This is a genomic window from Flavobacterium succinicans LMG 10402 (assembly GCF_000611675.1).
Taxonomy (GTDB): Bacteria; Bacteroidota; Bacteroidia; order Flavobacteriales; family Flavobacteriaceae; genus Flavobacterium; species Flavobacterium succinicans.
Window position 1 is genome coordinate 41,535 of sequence record NZ_JATV01000015.1, and the last position, 18,141, is coordinate 59,675.

16 protein-coding genes and 1 tRNA gene are annotated in these 18,141 nt (G+C 35.2%); all 17 read right to left on the reverse strand.

Annotated elements, in window-relative coordinates; genetic code table 11:
- Positions 1–12: 12 nt before the first annotated feature.
- On the reverse strand, positions 13–432 hold the full coding sequence (locus tag AO58_RS0113970; RefSeq protein ID WP_024982299.1) for a CBS domain-containing protein: 420 nt from the start codon (positions 430–432) through the stop codon (positions 13–15).
- Between the two features lie 124 nt (positions 433–556).
- A complete protein-coding gene (locus AO58_RS0113975; protein ID WP_024982300.1) occupies positions 557–1,366 on the reverse strand; it encodes a zinc-dependent peptidase in 810 nt (269 codons plus the stop codon).
- 80 nt (positions 1,367–1,446) lie between these two features.
- Positions 1,447–1,520: transfer RNA gene (locus AO58_RS0113980), tRNA-Arg, on the reverse strand.
- Between the two features lie 62 nt (positions 1,521–1,582).
- The gene (locus tag AO58_RS0113985; protein ID WP_024982301.1) at positions 1,583–2,032 is read right to left on the reverse strand and encodes a GatB/YqeY domain-containing protein; all 450 of its coding nucleotides are present in this window, start codon (positions 2,030–2,032) and stop codon (positions 1,583–1,585) included.
- Between the two features lie 195 nt (positions 2,033–2,227).
- The gene (ftsZ, locus tag AO58_RS0113990; protein ID WP_024982302.1) at positions 2,228–4,180 is read right to left on the reverse strand and encodes a cell division protein FtsZ; all 1,953 of its coding nucleotides are present in this window, start codon (positions 4,178–4,180) and stop codon (positions 2,228–2,230) included.
- A gap of 79 nt (positions 4,181–4,259) precedes the next feature.
- Positions 4,260–5,657, reverse strand: a complete 1,398-nt coding sequence (ftsA, locus tag AO58_RS0113995; protein ID WP_024982303.1) for a cell division protein FtsA — start codon at positions 5,655–5,657, stop codon at positions 4,260–4,262.
- A gap of 6 nt (positions 5,658–5,663) precedes the next feature.
- Entirely contained in the window at positions 5,664–6,386 is a 723-nt protein-coding gene (locus AO58_RS0114000; RefSeq protein ID WP_024982304.1) for a cell division protein FtsQ/DivIB, read from the reverse strand.
- Positions 6,373–7,722, reverse strand: a complete 1,350-nt coding sequence (gene murC / locus AO58_RS0114005) for a UDP-N-acetylmuramate--L-alanine ligase (protein WP_024982305.1) — start codon at positions 7,720–7,722, stop codon at positions 6,373–6,375. Before murC ends, AO58_RS0114000 begins: the two co-directional genes overlap by 14 nt.
- Positions 7,723–7,758: 36 nt before the next feature.
- Positions 7,759–8,850: an undecaprenyldiphospho-muramoylpentapeptide beta-N-acetylglucosaminyltransferase gene (gene murG / locus AO58_RS0114010; protein WP_024982306.1), complete on the reverse strand. Its 1,092-nt coding sequence runs from the start codon at positions 8,848–8,850 to the stop codon at positions 7,759–7,761.
- 41 nt (positions 8,851–8,891) lie between these two features.
- Positions 8,892–10,184, reverse strand: coding sequence for an FtsW/RodA/SpoVE family cell cycle protein (locus AO58_RS0114015; protein WP_024982307.1), 1,293 nt, complete (start codon positions 10,182–10,184; stop codon positions 8,892–8,894).
- Between the two features lie 33 nt (positions 10,185–10,217).
- Positions 10,218–11,549, reverse strand: a complete 1,332-nt coding sequence (gene murD / locus AO58_RS0114020) for a UDP-N-acetylmuramoyl-L-alanine--D-glutamate ligase (RefSeq protein ID WP_024982308.1) — start codon at positions 11,547–11,549, stop codon at positions 10,218–10,220.
- Between the two features lies 1 nt (position 11,550).
- Positions 11,551–12,789, reverse strand: coding sequence for a phospho-N-acetylmuramoyl-pentapeptide-transferase (mraY, locus tag AO58_RS0114025; protein WP_024982309.1), 1,239 nt, complete (start codon positions 12,787–12,789; stop codon positions 11,551–11,553).
- Positions 12,790–12,858: 69 nt separating this feature from the next.
- Positions 12,859–14,322: a UDP-N-acetylmuramoyl-L-alanyl-D-glutamate--2,6-diaminopimelate ligase gene (locus AO58_RS0114030; RefSeq protein WP_024982310.1), complete on the reverse strand. Its 1,464-nt coding sequence runs from the start codon at positions 14,320–14,322 to the stop codon at positions 12,859–12,861.
- Positions 14,319–16,325 (reverse strand): PASTA domain-containing penicillin-binding protein, encoded by a 2,007-nt coding sequence (locus AO58_RS0114035; protein ID WP_024982311.1) that lies wholly within the window; start codon positions 16,323–16,325, stop codon positions 14,319–14,321. Before AO58_RS0114035 ends, AO58_RS0114030 begins: the two co-directional genes overlap by 4 nt.
- On the reverse strand, positions 16,316–16,663 hold the full coding sequence (locus AO58_RS0114040; protein ID WP_024982312.1) for an FtsL-like putative cell division protein: 348 nt from the start codon (positions 16,661–16,663) through the stop codon (positions 16,316–16,318). Before AO58_RS0114040 ends, AO58_RS0114035 begins: the two co-directional genes overlap by 10 nt.
- Positions 16,664–16,671: 8 nt before the next feature.
- A complete protein-coding gene (rsmH, locus tag AO58_RS0114045; protein ID WP_170852026.1) occupies positions 16,672–17,580 on the reverse strand; it encodes a 16S rRNA (cytosine(1402)-N(4))-methyltransferase RsmH in 909 nt (302 codons plus the stop codon).
- The gene (locus AO58_RS0114050; RefSeq protein ID WP_024982314.1) at positions 17,555–18,028 is read right to left on the reverse strand and encodes a division/cell wall cluster transcriptional repressor MraZ; all 474 of its coding nucleotides are present in this window, start codon (positions 18,026–18,028) and stop codon (positions 17,555–17,557) included. The genes rsmH and AO58_RS0114050 overlap by 26 nt, the downstream gene beginning before the upstream one ends.
- Between the last annotated feature and the right edge of the window lie 113 nt (positions 18,029–18,141).

Sequence of the window (18,141 nt, forward strand, 5' to 3'; positions counted from 1 at the left end):
GCCTTTTGTTTATTAATGCAGATCAATTAAATACTGGATTAAATCAGTTGTTGTGACTATTCCAACCAACAATTCTCCTTCACATACAGGTAACGCGTGAAAATCATTGTGGGTTAATATTTCGGCGGCTTCCTTAATGGAGGTTTCAGGTGATATTGTTGTGACTTTTTTAACCATAACTTGCTCAACTGAAAACATATTATAAACGGTGGTATCCACCACTTCCTCATCATCGTCAATAGCATCTGCAAAAGAAATTCGAAGCAAATCCGTATAACTTAATATACCTAAAATTTTATTACCTCTAACAACGGGTATATGACGAATTTTATGATGTTTGAACAAACTTTCAGCTTTAGTTAAATCATCCGACAAGTGAAGCTTAACCAAATTTTTGGACATAATTTTTGAAACGGGGACAGTATTTTTCATAATCCTAACTTTTACTATTCTCAAATTTATAGTAAAAAAAAATCAAAAATCCTGATGATTATCAGACGAGAAGTCAATTGTTTTACTTAAATTATCGTGATTAAGATTTTTGCTAAAAATTTTTCTAGGCTATAAAATACTTTTCATTATAATTTATCATTCGTTTAACGTGTCCGTATAAGGTGGGATGATTTTTTTCAAAATCTTTAGGGGTTTCAAAAAAATGTTCAAGTAGAACAGAAATGAACTCGAATTGATTCTCATAAGCATACTTTCGAAAATAAGCCTTATCATTAATTGCTTGAATCAAATGTGGTGTTTTAAAAATAGTGAGTATCGCTTCAAATTCATCTTGAAAAATAACCGAGTTGACATCGTTTTTCTTTAAACAATGAAAATGCAATACATGAGTAAATTCATGTAATCCCAAATTTATATTATCCGAAGCTACTCCATGTCCCGACAAAAAATCTGTCCAAGAAAAAACAACAGTCTTCATTCTAGGATTAAACTCTCCCTTGTGATACAAATCGTTTAAAGTAGAATAATACACCGTTGGGTAAACAAGAATTTTATGAAACAAATCACTTAAATAATGCCTCATCCCAAACGTCAACATCACATAAGTTCCAGCAACAAGTAACCGCATTTCTTCGGTGATGTTTATTTCGTGTCCAATAAATTCATACTTTTCAATAAACTTATTTATTCTGTGTTCAAAAACCCGTTTCTTGCTAGGGGATAACCTAACATAGAAAGGGAAATTTAGACTTAAAAAACTTCTTTGCTCCTCAGCAATAGGCGTTGGAAACAAATGCCAATGGACTAGCAATGGTTTATTATAAAAAAACACATAAATTGGCTCAAGGATGCTAAAGAAAACAAATACCAATCCGATAAATCCAAGTAAAATTTGCACTAAAAAAATTCCCATTTCTTAATTGTATCTATGTTTACAAAAAAAAATATTTCATAAAAAAAGGACAAGAAACATACATTCCTCATCCTTTGTTGTGACCACGGCAGGGTTCGAACCTGCAACCCTCAGAGTCGAAATCTGATATTCTATCCAGTTGAACTACGCAGTCTTACCTTACCAAATTAATTTTTTAAAATTCCAAGTTGAAAAAACTTAGCGTTCATTAAAAAATTAAGACAATAATTTTTTTACAATTGTTGATATTGTTTTTCCATCAGCTTTCCCCGCTAATGCTCCAGAAGCCAATCCCATTACTTTGCCCATAGCTGCCATTCCAGAAGCATCATTATCAGCAATGATTTTAGCCACCACAGCTTCTACTTCAGCTTCACTCAATTGTGCTGGTAAAAACTTCTCGATTACAGCCGCTTGTAACAACTCTGGTTCAGCCAAATCAGGTCTTCCTTGTTGCGTGTAAATAGCCGCACTATCTTTTCTTTGTTTTACCAAACGTTGCAACAATTTAATTTCTTCTTCTTCGGAAATTTCTTCTTTAGCACCACTTTCAGTTTGCGCTAAAAGTATTGCAGATTTCACTGCTCTTAAAGCTTCCAAAGCCATAGTGTCTTTTGCTCTCATGGCGGTTTTAATATCGTCCATGATACGTACTGATAAACTCATTGTATCGTTATTTTAAGTATTTGTAATTCCTAACCTGCTATTACGCTTTTCTTGAAAAGCAATCATTAAAGCGTTGCAAATTTAGAACAATTTAATGGCAATAACAACTCTTAACCCTAACGCGAAAATAATAGTTTGTCCATAAAAAAGCCTGAAAATATCAGGCTTTTTTTATGATATATTCTAGAATTATACTTAATCTACATTGTCATGCAAATAAGAATTATTAGAACGAAATTGCAAATCATTATTACTATCCGTACTCACAGACACTCTTGAAGTTGTATTTACCGCTTGTGTATTAGTCAATTCAACTCCTAGACGTTTATAAGCAGGTTCACGCTCTAATTCATCAATCCGAGTTACATTATTGTGAAACTTATAATTGAATTCTTTTAATTTCTTTCTTCGCTCTTCTGCTCTAAAACGTAAAGTTTCTTCAATGGTCATATCCATTGGAGATATAGCTTCAGCAGGCATAGCATGTGGCTCAACAGAAGGCACTTGCTTCATTGTAATATTCAATTCAGCTGGGACTTCTTCTTCTTTTTTGGCTACTGGTTTTGACTGTAGAAAATCATTTTCTACTTCCATATACTCCTCCAAAGAATATCTTACAACGCCATTATCTGATAATTCAGTAACTGGAACAAATTGAACTGGTTGTACAACATGAATATCATTGGCTTCGTTTGTCAATTCAAAAATTAATTTCTCCTCCACTTTCGGTGCAACAGGCGCTACAAAAGCAGGCTTAGAAGCTACAGGCAAATCAAAAGAAAAGGCTGTTTGAGAATCCTCCGCTGCTGTTTTTGCTGCAGGTAATTGCACTTCTTCTTTAGAAGGTAGGGCAATAGTAAAATCCAAATCTTCTATTGGTGAAACAATTTCAAAAGTAACATCTAAATTTTTGATAAATTCAGACATAACCATCAACTCATCATTATTAATAGCTGGTTTTGCAACCTCAAAAACAACCGGTTCTTCTTCCTCGATTTCCTCTTCTAATTCAAAAACTACACGCTCATTTGACTCCTCTTTACTCGTTTCATTACTATTAAAACTGGTAACTGGCGTACTAATTAAATTATGAACACTTCGTTGCTCTTCTTCAAGTGTATGGATGATTTTTTTTGGCTCAGTATTTACAATTTCATTTTGCTGTTCTACGTCAAATCCAGTGGCAATAATAGTCACCGAAATGGCATCCCCTAACAAATCATCTTCACCCACACCCATGATAATATTGGCATTATGACCTGCTTCATTTTGAATATGATCATTAATTTCACCAATCTCATCAATAGTTATTTCGTTAGCACCAGAAACGATAAGCAACAATACATTTTTGGCACCCGTAATTTTATTATCATTTAATAGCGGCGAATCCAAAGCAGAAACAATAGCTTCTTTCGCTCGGTTTTCACCCGACGCATTCGCTGACCCCATAATAGCCGTTCCACTATTATAAAGTACCGTTTTGGCATCGCGTAAATCGATATTTTGTGTATAATGATGCGTAATTACCTCGGCTATACCTCTAGAAGCAGTTGCTAAAACCTCATCAGCTTTAGAAAAACCAGCTTTGAAACCTAAATTACCATAAACTTCTCTTAGTTTATTGTTGTTAATTACGATTAAAGAATCCACTTGTCTACGCAATTTTTCGATACCAATAATCGCTTGCTCTTGACGTATTTTACCTTCGAATAAGAACGGTAAAGTTACAATTCCAACCGTCAGGATATCTCTTTCTTTAGCCAGCTGCGCAATTACGGGAGCGGCTCCAGTTCCGGTACCTCCACCCATACCCGCAGTGATAAACACCATTTTGGTATTACTGTCTAACATTTTTTCGATATCACCAATACTCTCAATGGCAGATTGATGTCCTACATCAGGGTTTGCACCAGCGCCTAAACCTTCTGTTAAATGTACTCCCAATTGAATTTTATTGGGAACTGGGCTGTTTTGTAGGGCTTGAGAATCGGTGTTACAAACGATAAAATCCACACCGTTAATTCCTTGTTTAAACATGTGATTTATGGCATTACTACCACCACCACCTACGCCAATAACTTTAATTACATTTGATTGGTTTTTTGGCAAATCAAATGAAATGCTTCCAAATTCTGAGTTGCTTGTCATCTTATTGGGTTTTTGATATTCTATTTTTATTTTTAGCTCTTTTGCTTGGGGCAAAAAAGGAGGAAATCTGACTCTTTAATTATTCTGCGTTTTCTAAGAACTCCTTTATTTTATCGACATATTTGTCTAAAAATGATCTTCTGATTTTGTTTTCAGTGGATTCACCATTTGGAATATGTTTTTCTTGTTGTGGTTTGGTCTCAATTTGAGCAATCTCATCAACAATTGGAACTGAAAGCACTTCTGGCGCCGGTTCTCTGTAAACAGGAATTCTATCAATACTTGGTGCTTTTTCAATTTTAACGGCGCTTTGCGATTTTTTCTCAATGCTGTTCATGACCAATCCCACGGCGGTTGCGTACAAAGGGCTAGAAATTTCCTCATCTGAGTTACCCGCTAAATGTTCATTTGGATACCCAATTCTAGTATCAATACCTGTAATATATTCTACTAACTGCTTGATATGCTTTAATTGTGCACCACCTCCGGTTAATACAATACCAGCAATTAATTTTTTACGAGGATCTTCGTGTCCATATAATTTAATCTCAGCGAAAACTTGTTCAATGATTTCTACTACACGAGCATGAATGATTTTTGACAAGTTTTTCAACGAAATTTCTTTAGGCTCTCTACCTCGTATTCCAGGAATAGAAACAATTTCGTTGTCTTTATTTTCACCTGGCCAAGCGGATCCAAACTTCACTTTCAACAATTCGGCTTGTTTCTCTACGATAGAACAGCCCTCTTTAATGTCTTCTGTGATTACATTCCCACCAAATGGAATAACAGCAGTGTGTCTGATAATACCATCTTTAAAAATGGCTAAATCTGTGGTTCCCCCACCGATATCAATCAATGCAACACCTGCTTCTTTTTCTTCTTGACTCAAAACAGCATCGGAAGAAGCCAAAGGTTCCAATGTTAACCCTGATAATTCGATACCTGAACTTTGTATACATCTCCCTACGTTACGTATAGACGAAGCTTGTCCCACTACGATATGAAAACTACTTTCCAATCTACCTCCATACATTCCAACGGGCTCTTTGATATCGGATTGTCCGTCAATTTTAAATTCTTGAGGCAAAACATGAATAATCTCTTCACCCGGAAGCATGGCTAATTTATGCACTTGACTAATGAGTAAATCAATATCACAGTCTCCAATAACTTCCTCTGGATTATTTCTGCTGATATAGTCACTATGTTGAATACTACGAATGTGTTGACCGGCAATACCTACCACCACATCTTTAATTTTATAACCTGAATTATTTTCGGCTTCAAGAATAGCTTGTTGAATGGATTGTATCGTTTGGGTAATATTATTTACTACACCACGAGCCACACCGAGGCTTTTGGACTTACCAACTCCCAAAATTTCCAATTTTCCATATTCATTTCGCTTGCCAATCATGGCAACTATTTTGGTTGTTCCAATATCTAGACCTACCGCAATATTCTCTTTTTCCATTTTCTATTATTTAGTACACACTACTTGTTTCGTAAACCGAAGATCAATTTTTTTGTATTTTGTAATTGAACTATCCAACGCAACTTTTTGAAAAAAAGCTTTATAATTTTTAAATTTTTGTTCAACGTTTATTACTTGGCCAAAATCTATTTGATAATTAAAATTTCTATTTAACATCACCACACCATCATTCGGCATAATTTGAATTCCAATGATATTTTTTTTCAAAAAAGGATCGTCATAAATCATTCGGAATAGCTCCACTAATCCTTCTTTGTTTTGATCATCTATCTCACCTGAAACTAGAAGTACTCTTGCCGTGTAATTAGACGATAAAGGCATTTTGACACCATTATAATCGATATAATATTCCCGGCCTCGTTCATTGATTCTTGCAATAGGAGTCTTTTGTTTGACTTCTGCTTTCAACGTACCATCAACACTCACAAACACTTGTGATTTCTCAATCATTGGATGTGAGTCAATGATTTTTTCGAGTTTATTCAAATCTAAGGCATCTCTTTCAATAGTTTTTGGATCAGTTCTATTTTCTATCAACATTTTATTAACCGTTTTTTGTTGTACAAAAAGCGGGTTTTTACCAACAAAAACAACTACTGCTCCTGCTATTTTTCGTTCTCTGTTGCGTTTTCCTGTAAAAGAATACAAAAAAATGATTCCAATCACAAGGATCACCAAGCGTATCAAAGACCAATTAACGCGTTTCATCAAGTGCTGCTTTAATTGATGGAACCATTTCGCCAAGATCTCCTGCGCCAATGGTCACTACCACTGTGGCATCAGACCCTTTTAAAGCAGGAATCAATTGGTCTTTAATAATTAATTTTTTATTAGTTGATGTCATTTTATCCAATAACCATTGCGAGGTAATTCCTTCCATTGGAAGTTCTCTCGCTGGATAAATATCTAACAACAATAACTCATCAAACTGCGACAAACTGGTCGCAAAATCATCCGCAAAATCTTTAGTTCGACTAAACAAATGCGGTTGAAAAACAGCCAAAACTTTTTGTCCTGGATACAATTCTCTTACCGCTTGATGTACGGCATTAATTTCTGTTGGATGATGTGCATAATCATCTATATAAACAAAATCAGATTTTTTGATCTGATATGAAAATCGTCTTCTAATCCCTCTAAAAGTTGACAATGCCTTGGCAATCGCTGCGGTTGGTGTACCGTAGGTTTTAGCCATAGCTAATGCCATCAAAGCATTCATTAAATTATGTCTTCCAGGCAACCCAAAACGAAGATTAGCGATCACTTCAGTTGGTGTTTGCACATCAAAAACATAACTAGAAACTTCAACCCTTACATTAAAAGCCTTAAAAGCAGCATCTTCGTTAATAGCACAGATCATCCCTTCAAGAGGTAAATCTTTAGCAATAAACAACTTAGTTTTATCGGTTACTTTATTCGCAAATTCCCTAAAAGAATCCTCAATAGCATCACTTGTTCCATAAATATCTAAATGATCGGCATCCATTGAGGTAATGCAGGCAATATCGGGGTGCAAATGTAGAAAAGATCTATCAAATTCGTCTGCTTCTACCACACTAATTGTCTTACCTAAACCAATTAAATTTGAATTGTAGTTCTCCACAACTCCACCAATGAAGGCAGTCACATCGGCTCCACTTTCATATAAAATATGACCTAAAATACTGGAGGTCGTTGTTTTACCATGCGTTCCAGCAACGGCAAAACTGAAGGTGTTTTTGGTAATTATACCCAAAACTTCAGCACGTTTTTTTACAATAAATTTTTGATCTAAAAAATAATTCCACTCCGAATGTGACTTTGGTACAGCTGGAGTAATGATAACCAAAGTGTTTTCTGACTTAAAATGTTCTGGAATTAATGCAATTTCATCTTCAAAATGAATCTCAATCCCACTTGCTATAAGTTCATTGGTCAAAATCGAAGGTGTTTTATCATAACCCGAAACTTGTTTTCCTATATTCTTGAAATAACGAGCCAAGGCACTCATGCCAATACCTCCTATTCCAATAAAATAAACGTTATGTATTTGTGATAAGTTCATGTTTCTTATTTTTTTTGCATTTAACAAATTGTCTTTCTATTTATTCAACAATTCTTCAATTTCATCTACAATTTTGATCGTTGCCATTGGCATGGCTAGTTTTTTTATATTATCGCCTAAAAGCTGTTGTTTACCTTTATCTTTCAATAACGCTTCTATCACAATGCTAAATTCAGATTCTAAAGCGGCTTCTTTTATCATGATTGCCCCTTTTTTATCGACTATGGCTTGTGCATTTTTTGTTTGATGGTCTTCGGCTACATTAGGCGAAGGAATAAAAATCACAGGCTTACCCACGATGCATAACTCCGAAACCGAAGAAGCACCAGCTCTTGAAATCACAAGATCAGCGGCAGCATACACTAAATCCATTCGTTCAATAAACGCCACAACATGTACTTGATTTGATGTATGTTTAGCGTATTGATCAATATACAATTTCCCACATTGCCAAATGATTTGTACTTGCTGAGCCAAAAGAGATTTCAATTCTTTTTCGATTAATTGGTTGATGCGTCGAGCCCCTAAACTACCTCCTAAAACAAGAATTGTTTTTTTATTAGGATCTAATTTAAAAAAGGCAACGGCCTCCTCCTTTTTAGATGAAACATCAATTAAATCTTGTCGTACTGGATTTCCTGTCAAAATCATTTTTTCGGCAGGAAAAAATCGCTCCAAATCATTGTAGGCAACACATATTTTAGAGGCCTTTTTGCTGAGCAATTTATTTGTAATTCCTGGATATGAATTTTGTTCTTGAATTAAAGTCGGAATATTTAAAGTATTCGCCATTTTTAATAAAGGCCCACTCGCAAAACCTCCAGTTCCAATAACAACATCTGGTTTGAATTCTTTTAAAATTTTTCGAGAATCCCACAAACTACTGATCAACTTGAAAGGAAACATAGCATTTTGGAGCGTCAATCGTCTTTGCAATCCTGCAATCCAAAGCCCTTTAATATCATATCCGGCTTGAGGTACTTTTTGCATTTCCATCTTATCATTGGCACCAACAAAAAGAAATTCCGCCTCAGGAAAACGTCTTTTTAACTCGTTCGCAATTGCAATTGCAGGATAAATATGTCCTCCAGTACCGCCACCACTTAATATGAATCTAAATTTTGACATCTCTAAAAATTTTAAAATAAATAATCTTATTCAGCTAATTCTTATTTGTTAAGCACAGCATTCATAGGATTAGAATGATCTTCAATAGTATATACCTCTTCTTTTGATTCGTTTGTATCGGATTCGATTTGTGCATCAATTAACTTTTGAAGCGCATCCTCACGTATTTGTTTATCCTTAAGTTCCTTTGCAATTTCTTCCTCCTTTTTGGTCACACTTAAAATAACACCTAAGGCAAAACAAGTCATCCAAATCGAGCTACCTCCACTACTAATTAAAGGCAACGTTTGCCCCGTTACCGGCAACAATTCAACGGCTACCGACATGTTAATCATGGCTTGAAAAATCATAGGAAACCCCAAAGCAATTACAATTAATTTCCCAAATAGCGTATTGGCTTTATGAGACGCAATAACAAAGCGAAACATCAAAAGCAAATACAACCCAAGAACAGATAAACCACCAATCAATCCCCACTCTTCAACGATAATGGCAAAGATGAAATCAGAGGAGGATTGAGGTAGAAAATTTTTCTGGACACTTTTACCAGGCCCTAAGCCGTATAAGCCTCCGGATGCGATTGCTGTTTTTGCTTTTTCAATTTGATAATTATCTTCATCCGCCTTATCAGATAAAAATCGTTCCATACGACTTTCCCAAGTACCCACTCTACTAAAGAATTTAGAATCGGGAAAGGCCTTGGCGATTAATACAAAAAACGTCAGCATTACAATTCCAGAACCAATAATTACAGCAATGTATTTTAAAGGATATTTTCCAACAAACACCAACATTAACACCATGGCAAAAATTAAAGCCGCAGTTGAAAAGTTAGAAGGCAAAATAAACATTAAGGTAAAAAAAACAGGCAACCACAACTCAATCAATGAAGATTTAAAATCAATAGGATTTTCTCTTTTTTTAGACAAATAACGAGCTACAAAAACAAAAAGTACAATAGACGCTAAAGTCGAAGGCTGAAACGTAATTTTGATGAATGGAATTTGAATCCAACGACTCGCATTGGCTCCCGCTATTACTGTCCCCTTAATTAGTGCATAGGCCAAAAGCACCCAAATTACTGGTAACAAACCCTTGGATATGGCTCGAAAATACAAATAAGGAACATTGTGCACCCAATAAATAATCATAAATCCAATACCAATATGCCCTAAATGTTTTAACAAATACCCTAAAGTATTCCCTTTACCCAAACCGATATAGGCTAAATTACTACTCGCACTAAAAACAGGCATAAACGAAAACAGAGCCAATAAAGCCACGAATGACCATATTACCCTATCTCCTTTTAATTTGTTTACTAGTTCCTTCATAATTACAATATTCTAGAGAATTATTTATTTCTATTACAAGTTAAATACCGCTTGTTTGAATTGACGTCCACGATCTTCATAACTTTCAAACAAGTCGAAACTCGCACAAGCTGGGGATAACAAAACGGCATCTCCTTTTTCGGTAAAACTTTGTGCTAATCTCACCGCTTCTTGCATCGAATTTACTTCTACTACATCATCTACCACATTTCCAAAAGTGGCAATAATTTTAGAATTATCAATTCCTAAACAAATAATGGCTTTCACTTTCTCGCGAACCAAAGACATTAATTCATTATAATCATTCCCTTTGTCCACTCCACCTACAATCCAAACCGTAGGTACATTCATACTGTCTAATGCAAAATAAGTAGCATTAACATTGGTCGCTTTTGAATCATTAATATATTGTACATTTTGAATTTTCAACACCTTTTCTAAACGGTGTTCTACTCCTTGAAAATCAGACAAACTTTCACGAATGGTCGCGTTTCGAATTTGCATCAATTTAGCTACAGAAGTGGCTGCCATGGCATTTTTCATATTGTGCTTACCTTCTAATGCGATGTACTCTGTTTCCATTGAAAATTCTTCTTGATTCATTCTAACTTCCATAATATTATTTTTTAAAAATGCGCCCAGTTCAAAGGTTTGAGTGATCGAAAAGGGGATTAATTGTGCGTTTGTTGTATTGTTGTTTAACCAATTTTTTGTGGCTTCATCATCAGCATCATAAATCAAATAATCCGAGGATGTTTGATTCATTGTAATTCTAAACTTTGAAGCAATATAGTTTTCATATTTATATTCGTATCGATCCAAATGATCTGGACTTATATTGGTTAAAATGGCAATATGTGGTTTGTAATTAATGATTCCATCTAACTGAAAACTACTTAATTCCAAAACATACACATCATATTCACTTTCTGCTACTTGCCATGCGAAACTTTTCCCAATATTTCCTCCTAGAGCCACATTGAGACCCGCTTGTTTTAGTAAATGATAGGTCAACATTGTAGTGGTAGTTTTTCCATTACTACCGGTAATCCCAATAGTTACCGCATTTGTAAAAGGCGCTGCAAACTCAATTTCAGAAATAACTACAATTCCACTTTCGATCAACTTCTTTACTATCGGAGCTTTATCAGGAATTCCGGGGCTTTTCATCACAACCGTTGCATTTAGAATCAAGGCTTCGGTATGTTGCTCTTCTTCCCAAGGAATGTTATATTGATTAAGAACGTCTTTATATTTTTGTTTTATCTTTCCAAAATCAGATACAAAAACATCGTATCCTTTTTTCAACCCTAAAATTGCGGTTCCAACACCACTTTCACCACCTCCTAAAACTACTAGTCTCATACTATCTTAATTTTAAAGTTACGATTGACAAAATCGCTAACATGATCGCTACAATCCAAAAACGAGTTACAATTTTACTCTCGTGATATCCTTTCTTTTGATAATGATGATGCAATGGAGACATTAAAAAAACACGTCTACCCTCGCCAAAACGTTTCTTGGTATACTTAAAATAAGCCACTTGCAATACCACAGAAAAATTTTCAACTAGAAAAATTCCACATAATAACGGAATCAACATTTCTTTACGAACGGCAATAGCCAAAACAGCTATAATACCACCAATAGTCAAACTACCGGTATCGCCCATGAATACGGAGGCTGGATATGAGTTATACCAAAGAAATCCAATTAAGGCCCCCACAAAAGAGAAAATAAACACGGTCATTTCCCCGGAATGCGGGATATACATAATATTGAGATAATTAGAAAAAATGATATTACCCGAAACAAACGTAAAAATACCCAGCGCAAAAACGGACACCGCCGAAGTACCAGCCGCTAATCCATCTATTCCATCTGTAAGATTCGCACCATTGGATACCGCCGTAATAATAAAAATAACTACAGGAATAAAAATCAACCAAGCCCATTTTTCATAGCCTTCTCCAGTCCAAGCCAAGAGTTCAGCATAATCAAATTCGTTGTTTTTGAAGAAAGGAATCGTAGTTGCTGTAGATTTTTCTTCTATGGGTGCAGGCAAAATCACGGCTTCAGTAGTAGTCGTGGCGGTTTTGAAAACATCAATTTTACCTGTATCTGTTCGTACGGTTACCGCTGGACTAAAATAAAGCACCGAACCTACTATTAATCCCAAACCAACTTGTCCAAACACTTTAAAAATACCTTTTAATCCCTGCTTATCTTTCTTGAAAATCTTGATATAATCATCTACAAAACCAATGGTACCCATCCAAAGCGTGGTTACAATAAGCAAAATAATGTATATATTTTGCAACCTTGCAAACAATACTACTGGAACCAACGTTGCAAAAATGATAATTAGTCCACCCATAGTAGGTGTTCCTGCTTTTTCATTTTGACCTGCTAAACCAAGTTCTCTTACCGTTTCTCCTACTTGTTGATTGCGTAAAAAACCAATAATTCGTTTACCGTAAATAGTAGACAATAGTAATGACAACATGAAAGCCAAAGCCGATCTAAAGGTGATGTACTGAAATACTCCAGTTCCAGGAATATCCATTGTCTTGTTTAAGTATTCAAATAAGTAGTACAGCATATTTTTTATTTTTTAAAATTTACATTCCAAATAAAACCAGTCTTTTTGGAATTTTGATTTTGTTAATTTTTATTTTCCTAATTGCTCCAATGTTTCCTTAACAATTTTCATATCGTCAAAATCGTATCGTACGCCTTTAATCTCTTGATACGTTTCGTGACCTTTGCCCGCAATCAAAATAATGTCATTTGGATTAGCTAGCTGACAGGCAGTTTTGATCGCTTGTTTTCTATCGGTAATTACCAAGACCTTCTTAGAATTATGAGGTGCTACACCCGCTTCCATTTCGGCTATAATTGTTTCGGGTTCTTCATCTCTTGGATTGTCAGAAGTAAGCACTGCTTTATCACTTAGATCGGCAGCTGTTGCCGCCATAATGGGACGTTTCGTTTTATCCCTATTACCACCACAACCTACCACAGTAATCAATTGTTCGTTCTGAGTTCGAACATCGTTTAGCGTATTCAAAACATTCTCTAAAGCATCTGGCGTATGCGCATAATCTACTACAGCAGTAATGTTTTGAGCTGAAACAATGTATTGAAAACGACCCGAAACACTCTCTAATTCTGACAATAATCGAAGTACTTCCAAGGACTCTAATCCTAACTCCATAGCAGCACCATAAATAGCCAATAGATTATAAGCATTAAAAGTGCCTATTAATTTTACCCAAACTTCATTATCGTTGATTTTCAACAACAACCCAGACAATTGACTTTCGAGAATCACTGCTTTATAATCCGCATATGATTTCAATGCATATGTTCGCTTTTGTGCTTGCGTATTTTGAAGCATTATTGCTCCATTTTTATCATCATTATTCGTAATTGCAAAAGCACTTTTAGGCAAGAAATCAAAAAAAGCTTTCTTCACATCGCGGTACTCTGCAAACGTAGGGTGATAATCTAAATGATCGTGCGACAGGTTGGTGAAGATACCTCCAACAAAATGCAAGCCCTCTGTTCGTTTTTGATGAATGCCATGAGAACTCACTTCCATAAAACAAAATTCAACCCCTTGACTAACCATTGTATTTAAATAATAGTTAATCGTTAAAGAATCTGGAGTAGTGTGTGTAGCCTTAAACTCTTGATCGTCCACTAGAATTTTGACTGTCGAGATCAAACCAACTTTAAATCCTGCTTTCTTAAACAATTGATACAACAAAGAAGCGACGGTTGTTTTACCATTTGTCCCAGTAATTCCAACTAATTTCAATTTTTGTGAGGGATTCTCATAAAAATTGGTAGCCATGTAAGCCAAAGCCGTATTGGTATCATTGACTTTAACATAGGTTACATTTGGATGCAATTGGTTTGGAAACTCATCACATACAATAGCCGTAGCTCCTAATGCTATCGCTTTATCTATAAATTGATGCCCATCTGCGATAGCTCCCCTAATGGCTACAAATACATCGTTAGCTTCTATTTTTCTAGAATCAAAATGCAAATGATTCACTGTAATATCAGTGGTTCCATTTAGGGCTTCAATGGCTACTTTGTAGAGTATATCTTTTAATGTTTTCATGATAATTCTAATACTATTGTTGCGTTTTTAGCTAAACTTTCACCTGCCATTAGTGACTGTTTTTTCACTTTCCCAATGCCATTTACTTTTACTTTAAGACCCAAGTTTTCAAGCAGAGCAACAGCATCCATGCCTGGCATTCCTTTTACATTTGGAATTGATTTAAAATTCTTTTGTGCTTTGGCAAAATAAGCATCGTAATTTTGCTCTTGATTCTTAACTTTTCTATTTAAATTTTTTATCTCGTTTGTGGTCGGAGAATCTGTAAATATTTTTTGAGCGATACGCTTAAAAACAGGTCCTGCTACATCGGCACCATAATAGTTATTGTTAGCAGTATTCGGTTTATGCACAACTACAATACAAGAATATTTAGGTTCATCTGCTGGAAAATACCCCACAAAGGATGAAGAATAATATTTTTCTGCACCTCCAGCTTTGGCATAATTTACTTGTGCCGTACCTGTTTTTCCAGCCATTGAAAAATCTTTTGAATACAATTTATTCCCAGTTCCTTTTTTAACCACATTGGCTAAAACAGCTTTCAATTTATCAATAGTTTCTTGCGAGCAAATTTTTGGATTCAGGATTACTTTATCGAATTTTTTAATCGAGGTATTCCATTCCTTAATTTCTGAAACAAATAGTGGTTTTACCATTTCACCATTATTCGCCACCGCATTATAATACGTTAAGGTTTGCAATGGCGTCACCGATACGTTGTACCCAAAAGCCATCCACGGCAATGTTACACGCGACCAACTTTTATCAGAAGGCTGAGGAATATATGGTCTGCCTTCTCCATTGAACCCTAATCCCAATTTTTTGTTTAAACCATAGGAATTGATATGATTCACAAACTGAGTTGGATTGGATTTATAATTTTCGTACACCGCTTGAACCATTACAGTATTTGAAGATAACTCAAATCCTCTTGCTAAAGAAATTTTACCATAGCCCCCTTTTTTGGAATCTCTTACAGCTCGTCCAAAATATCTTATTTCGCCGCCTTTGCTATCAAAAACAGTACTAGTATCGGCTTTTTTATCTTCTAACAATGCCATTAAATCAACCAATTTAAAGGTTGATCCTGGCTCGTGCGACTCACGAATGGCATAATTCAATCGCTCAGAATACATTCCTGTGCTTTCGTTTCTTCCTAAATTTGAAATGGCTTTCACATAACCTGTTTTGGTCTCCATCACTACCACACAACCATGATCCGCTTGGTATTCTTCTAATTGCTTCAACAGTGCATGATGCGCAATATCCTGAATATAAACATCAATTGTTGAAATTACATCATATCCATCTTGAGGTTCAACTTGATTTACATCGCTAATTGGCTTCCATTGCCCTTTGGCTATTTTTTGTTTCAAAATTCGGCCATCTTTACCATTTAAATAATGGCTATAGGCTCCCTCTACTCCTACTGGATTAATATGACCATAGATATCTCTCCCAATATACCCAATAGTTCGCTCGGCTATTTTACCGATAGGATGCTCACGAACAGTTTCTTGTTCTACAATAATTCCTCCTTTATAAGCCCCAAGATTAAATAAAGGAAACTTTTTTAGTGAAATATAATCGGTGTAACTTAATCCTTTGCACAATAAAAAATAGCGATTACGGTGGGCTCTTGCCAAACGCAATTCTTTTTCCAAAGCATCGGAAGATTTATTCAAAAGTTTACCGAGCGAATCCGCTAATTGTTTTACATTTTTTTCAAAATCTTCTGCTTTTGGCGCTATGGCATCAAACCGAATTTCATAATTTGGTATTGAGGTCGCCAAAAGACTTCCATCTGCAGAATAAATATTTCCTTTATTGGCAGGAATAACAAAATTTCGAACGGTTCTTTCTTTGGCTAACTTGCGGTAATAATCGCCTTCTACCCATTGAATGTTCGTCAACTTCACGGCAATAGCTGCTGCCATAATGAAAATGAAAAATGCCACTAGATAAACACGATATGATATGTTTTTGTCTTCTACTGCCATAATCTTTCGAATAAATTCGGTTCTTCTTCTTTGTTTACTCTAATTTTTACCGGAGGTACCGTTGATGGAAAAATTTGTTTAATTTCCATTTTTCTGGCCACCGTTGATTCCATTTTTAACTTCATCAACGTGGATCTTCTGTCTACAAACTCAGAACGAAGTTCTTTCACTTCATTATTCAACTCACTTATTTCAAACACCTTTTGTTCAAAACGCTGCGTATTGGCTATCATCAAAATAACAAGTAGCACTAAAAAAACGATAAAACGCCAATTTTTAATAGCATCATCATGAATCAAATATTTCGCTTTTAATATGGCGTAAATTCCTTGTTTCATAATGGTAGTTATTTTTTTTCAGCTATTCGTAACTTGGCACTTCGTGCTCTATTATTAATTTTTATTTCTTCGGCGGTAGGAATAATTAATTTTCCTATGGTTTTGAAAGGGACAGAAAAATTGCCAAAAAAATCACGTTCTGGCTCTCCTTCGAACATTCCATTTTTAATGAATCGCTTCACCAATCGATCTTCGAGAGAATGATAGGAAATTACACTTAATCGTCCTTCAGGATTCAAAATTTCAAGAGATTGTTCTAGAAACTCTTTCAAGACATCCATTTCCTGATTCACTTCAATTCGGATGGCTTGATAAATTTGAGCCAATATTTTATTCTTTACACGTTCTGGTAAAAATCTAGCCAAAACATCTTTCAACTCTTCCGTTGTTTGTATTGGACTTAGTGCTCTGGCCTCTATAATTGTTCTAGATAAAGCAGGTGCATTTTTCAATTCACCATAGTCATAAAAGACTCTTCTTAAATTCGCATCATCATATTCATTTACTACTTTGTATGCACTCAGATCGTTTCTCTGACTCATTCTCATGTCTAATTCTGCATCAAAACGAGTAGAAAATCCTCTTTCAGGCACATCAAACTGATGAGAAGAAACACCCAAATCAGCCAAAATACCATCTACTGCCTTTACATTATGAAACCTCAAAAAGCGTTTTATGAATCTAAAATTTTCATGAATTAAGGTAAAACGTTCATCCTGTAAAGCATTTGCTAGAGCATCTTCATCTTGATCAAAAGCAAAAAGTCTACCTTCTGACCCTAATCGTCTTAATATTTCTGCAGAATGCCCGCCTCCGCCAAAAGTAACATCTACATACACTCCATCAGGCTTGATATTCAAACCATCAACTGTTTCTTTTAGCAATACTGGATTATGATATTCCATTGTCGTTATAATTTAGATTTCCCATTACTTCTTCTGCTAACTCTGCAAAATCAAGATCCTCCCCACTTATTGATTTTTCATATAACTCTTTGTCCCAAATTTCAACTATCGTTACTGCCGATGAAAAAACAACATCTTTAGCAATACTTGCAAATCCAACCAAATCTTTAGGAATCAACATCCTACCTAAAGCATCGATTTCAACCACTTTGACCCCTGCGGTAAAACGACGAATAAAATCATTATTTTTTTTCACAAAACGATTCAATCCATTTACTTTCTGCATCATCACATTCCATTCGGCCATTGGATACAATTCTAAGCAAGATTGAAACACAGAACGCTTCAAAACGAAACCGTCTTGAAGTGAGGAAGCCAATTGCTTTTTTAAGGGTGAAGGCAACATTACCCGTCCTTTAGCATCAACTTTACATTCATATGTACCAATTATTGGATCCACAACATTTGTATTGAATAGTATTTAGCAAAAATATATAAATTTTTACCACAAATTACCACTTTATACCACTTTGTTGATAAGTTTACCCACACACCCCGCAAAAACTTTAGTTT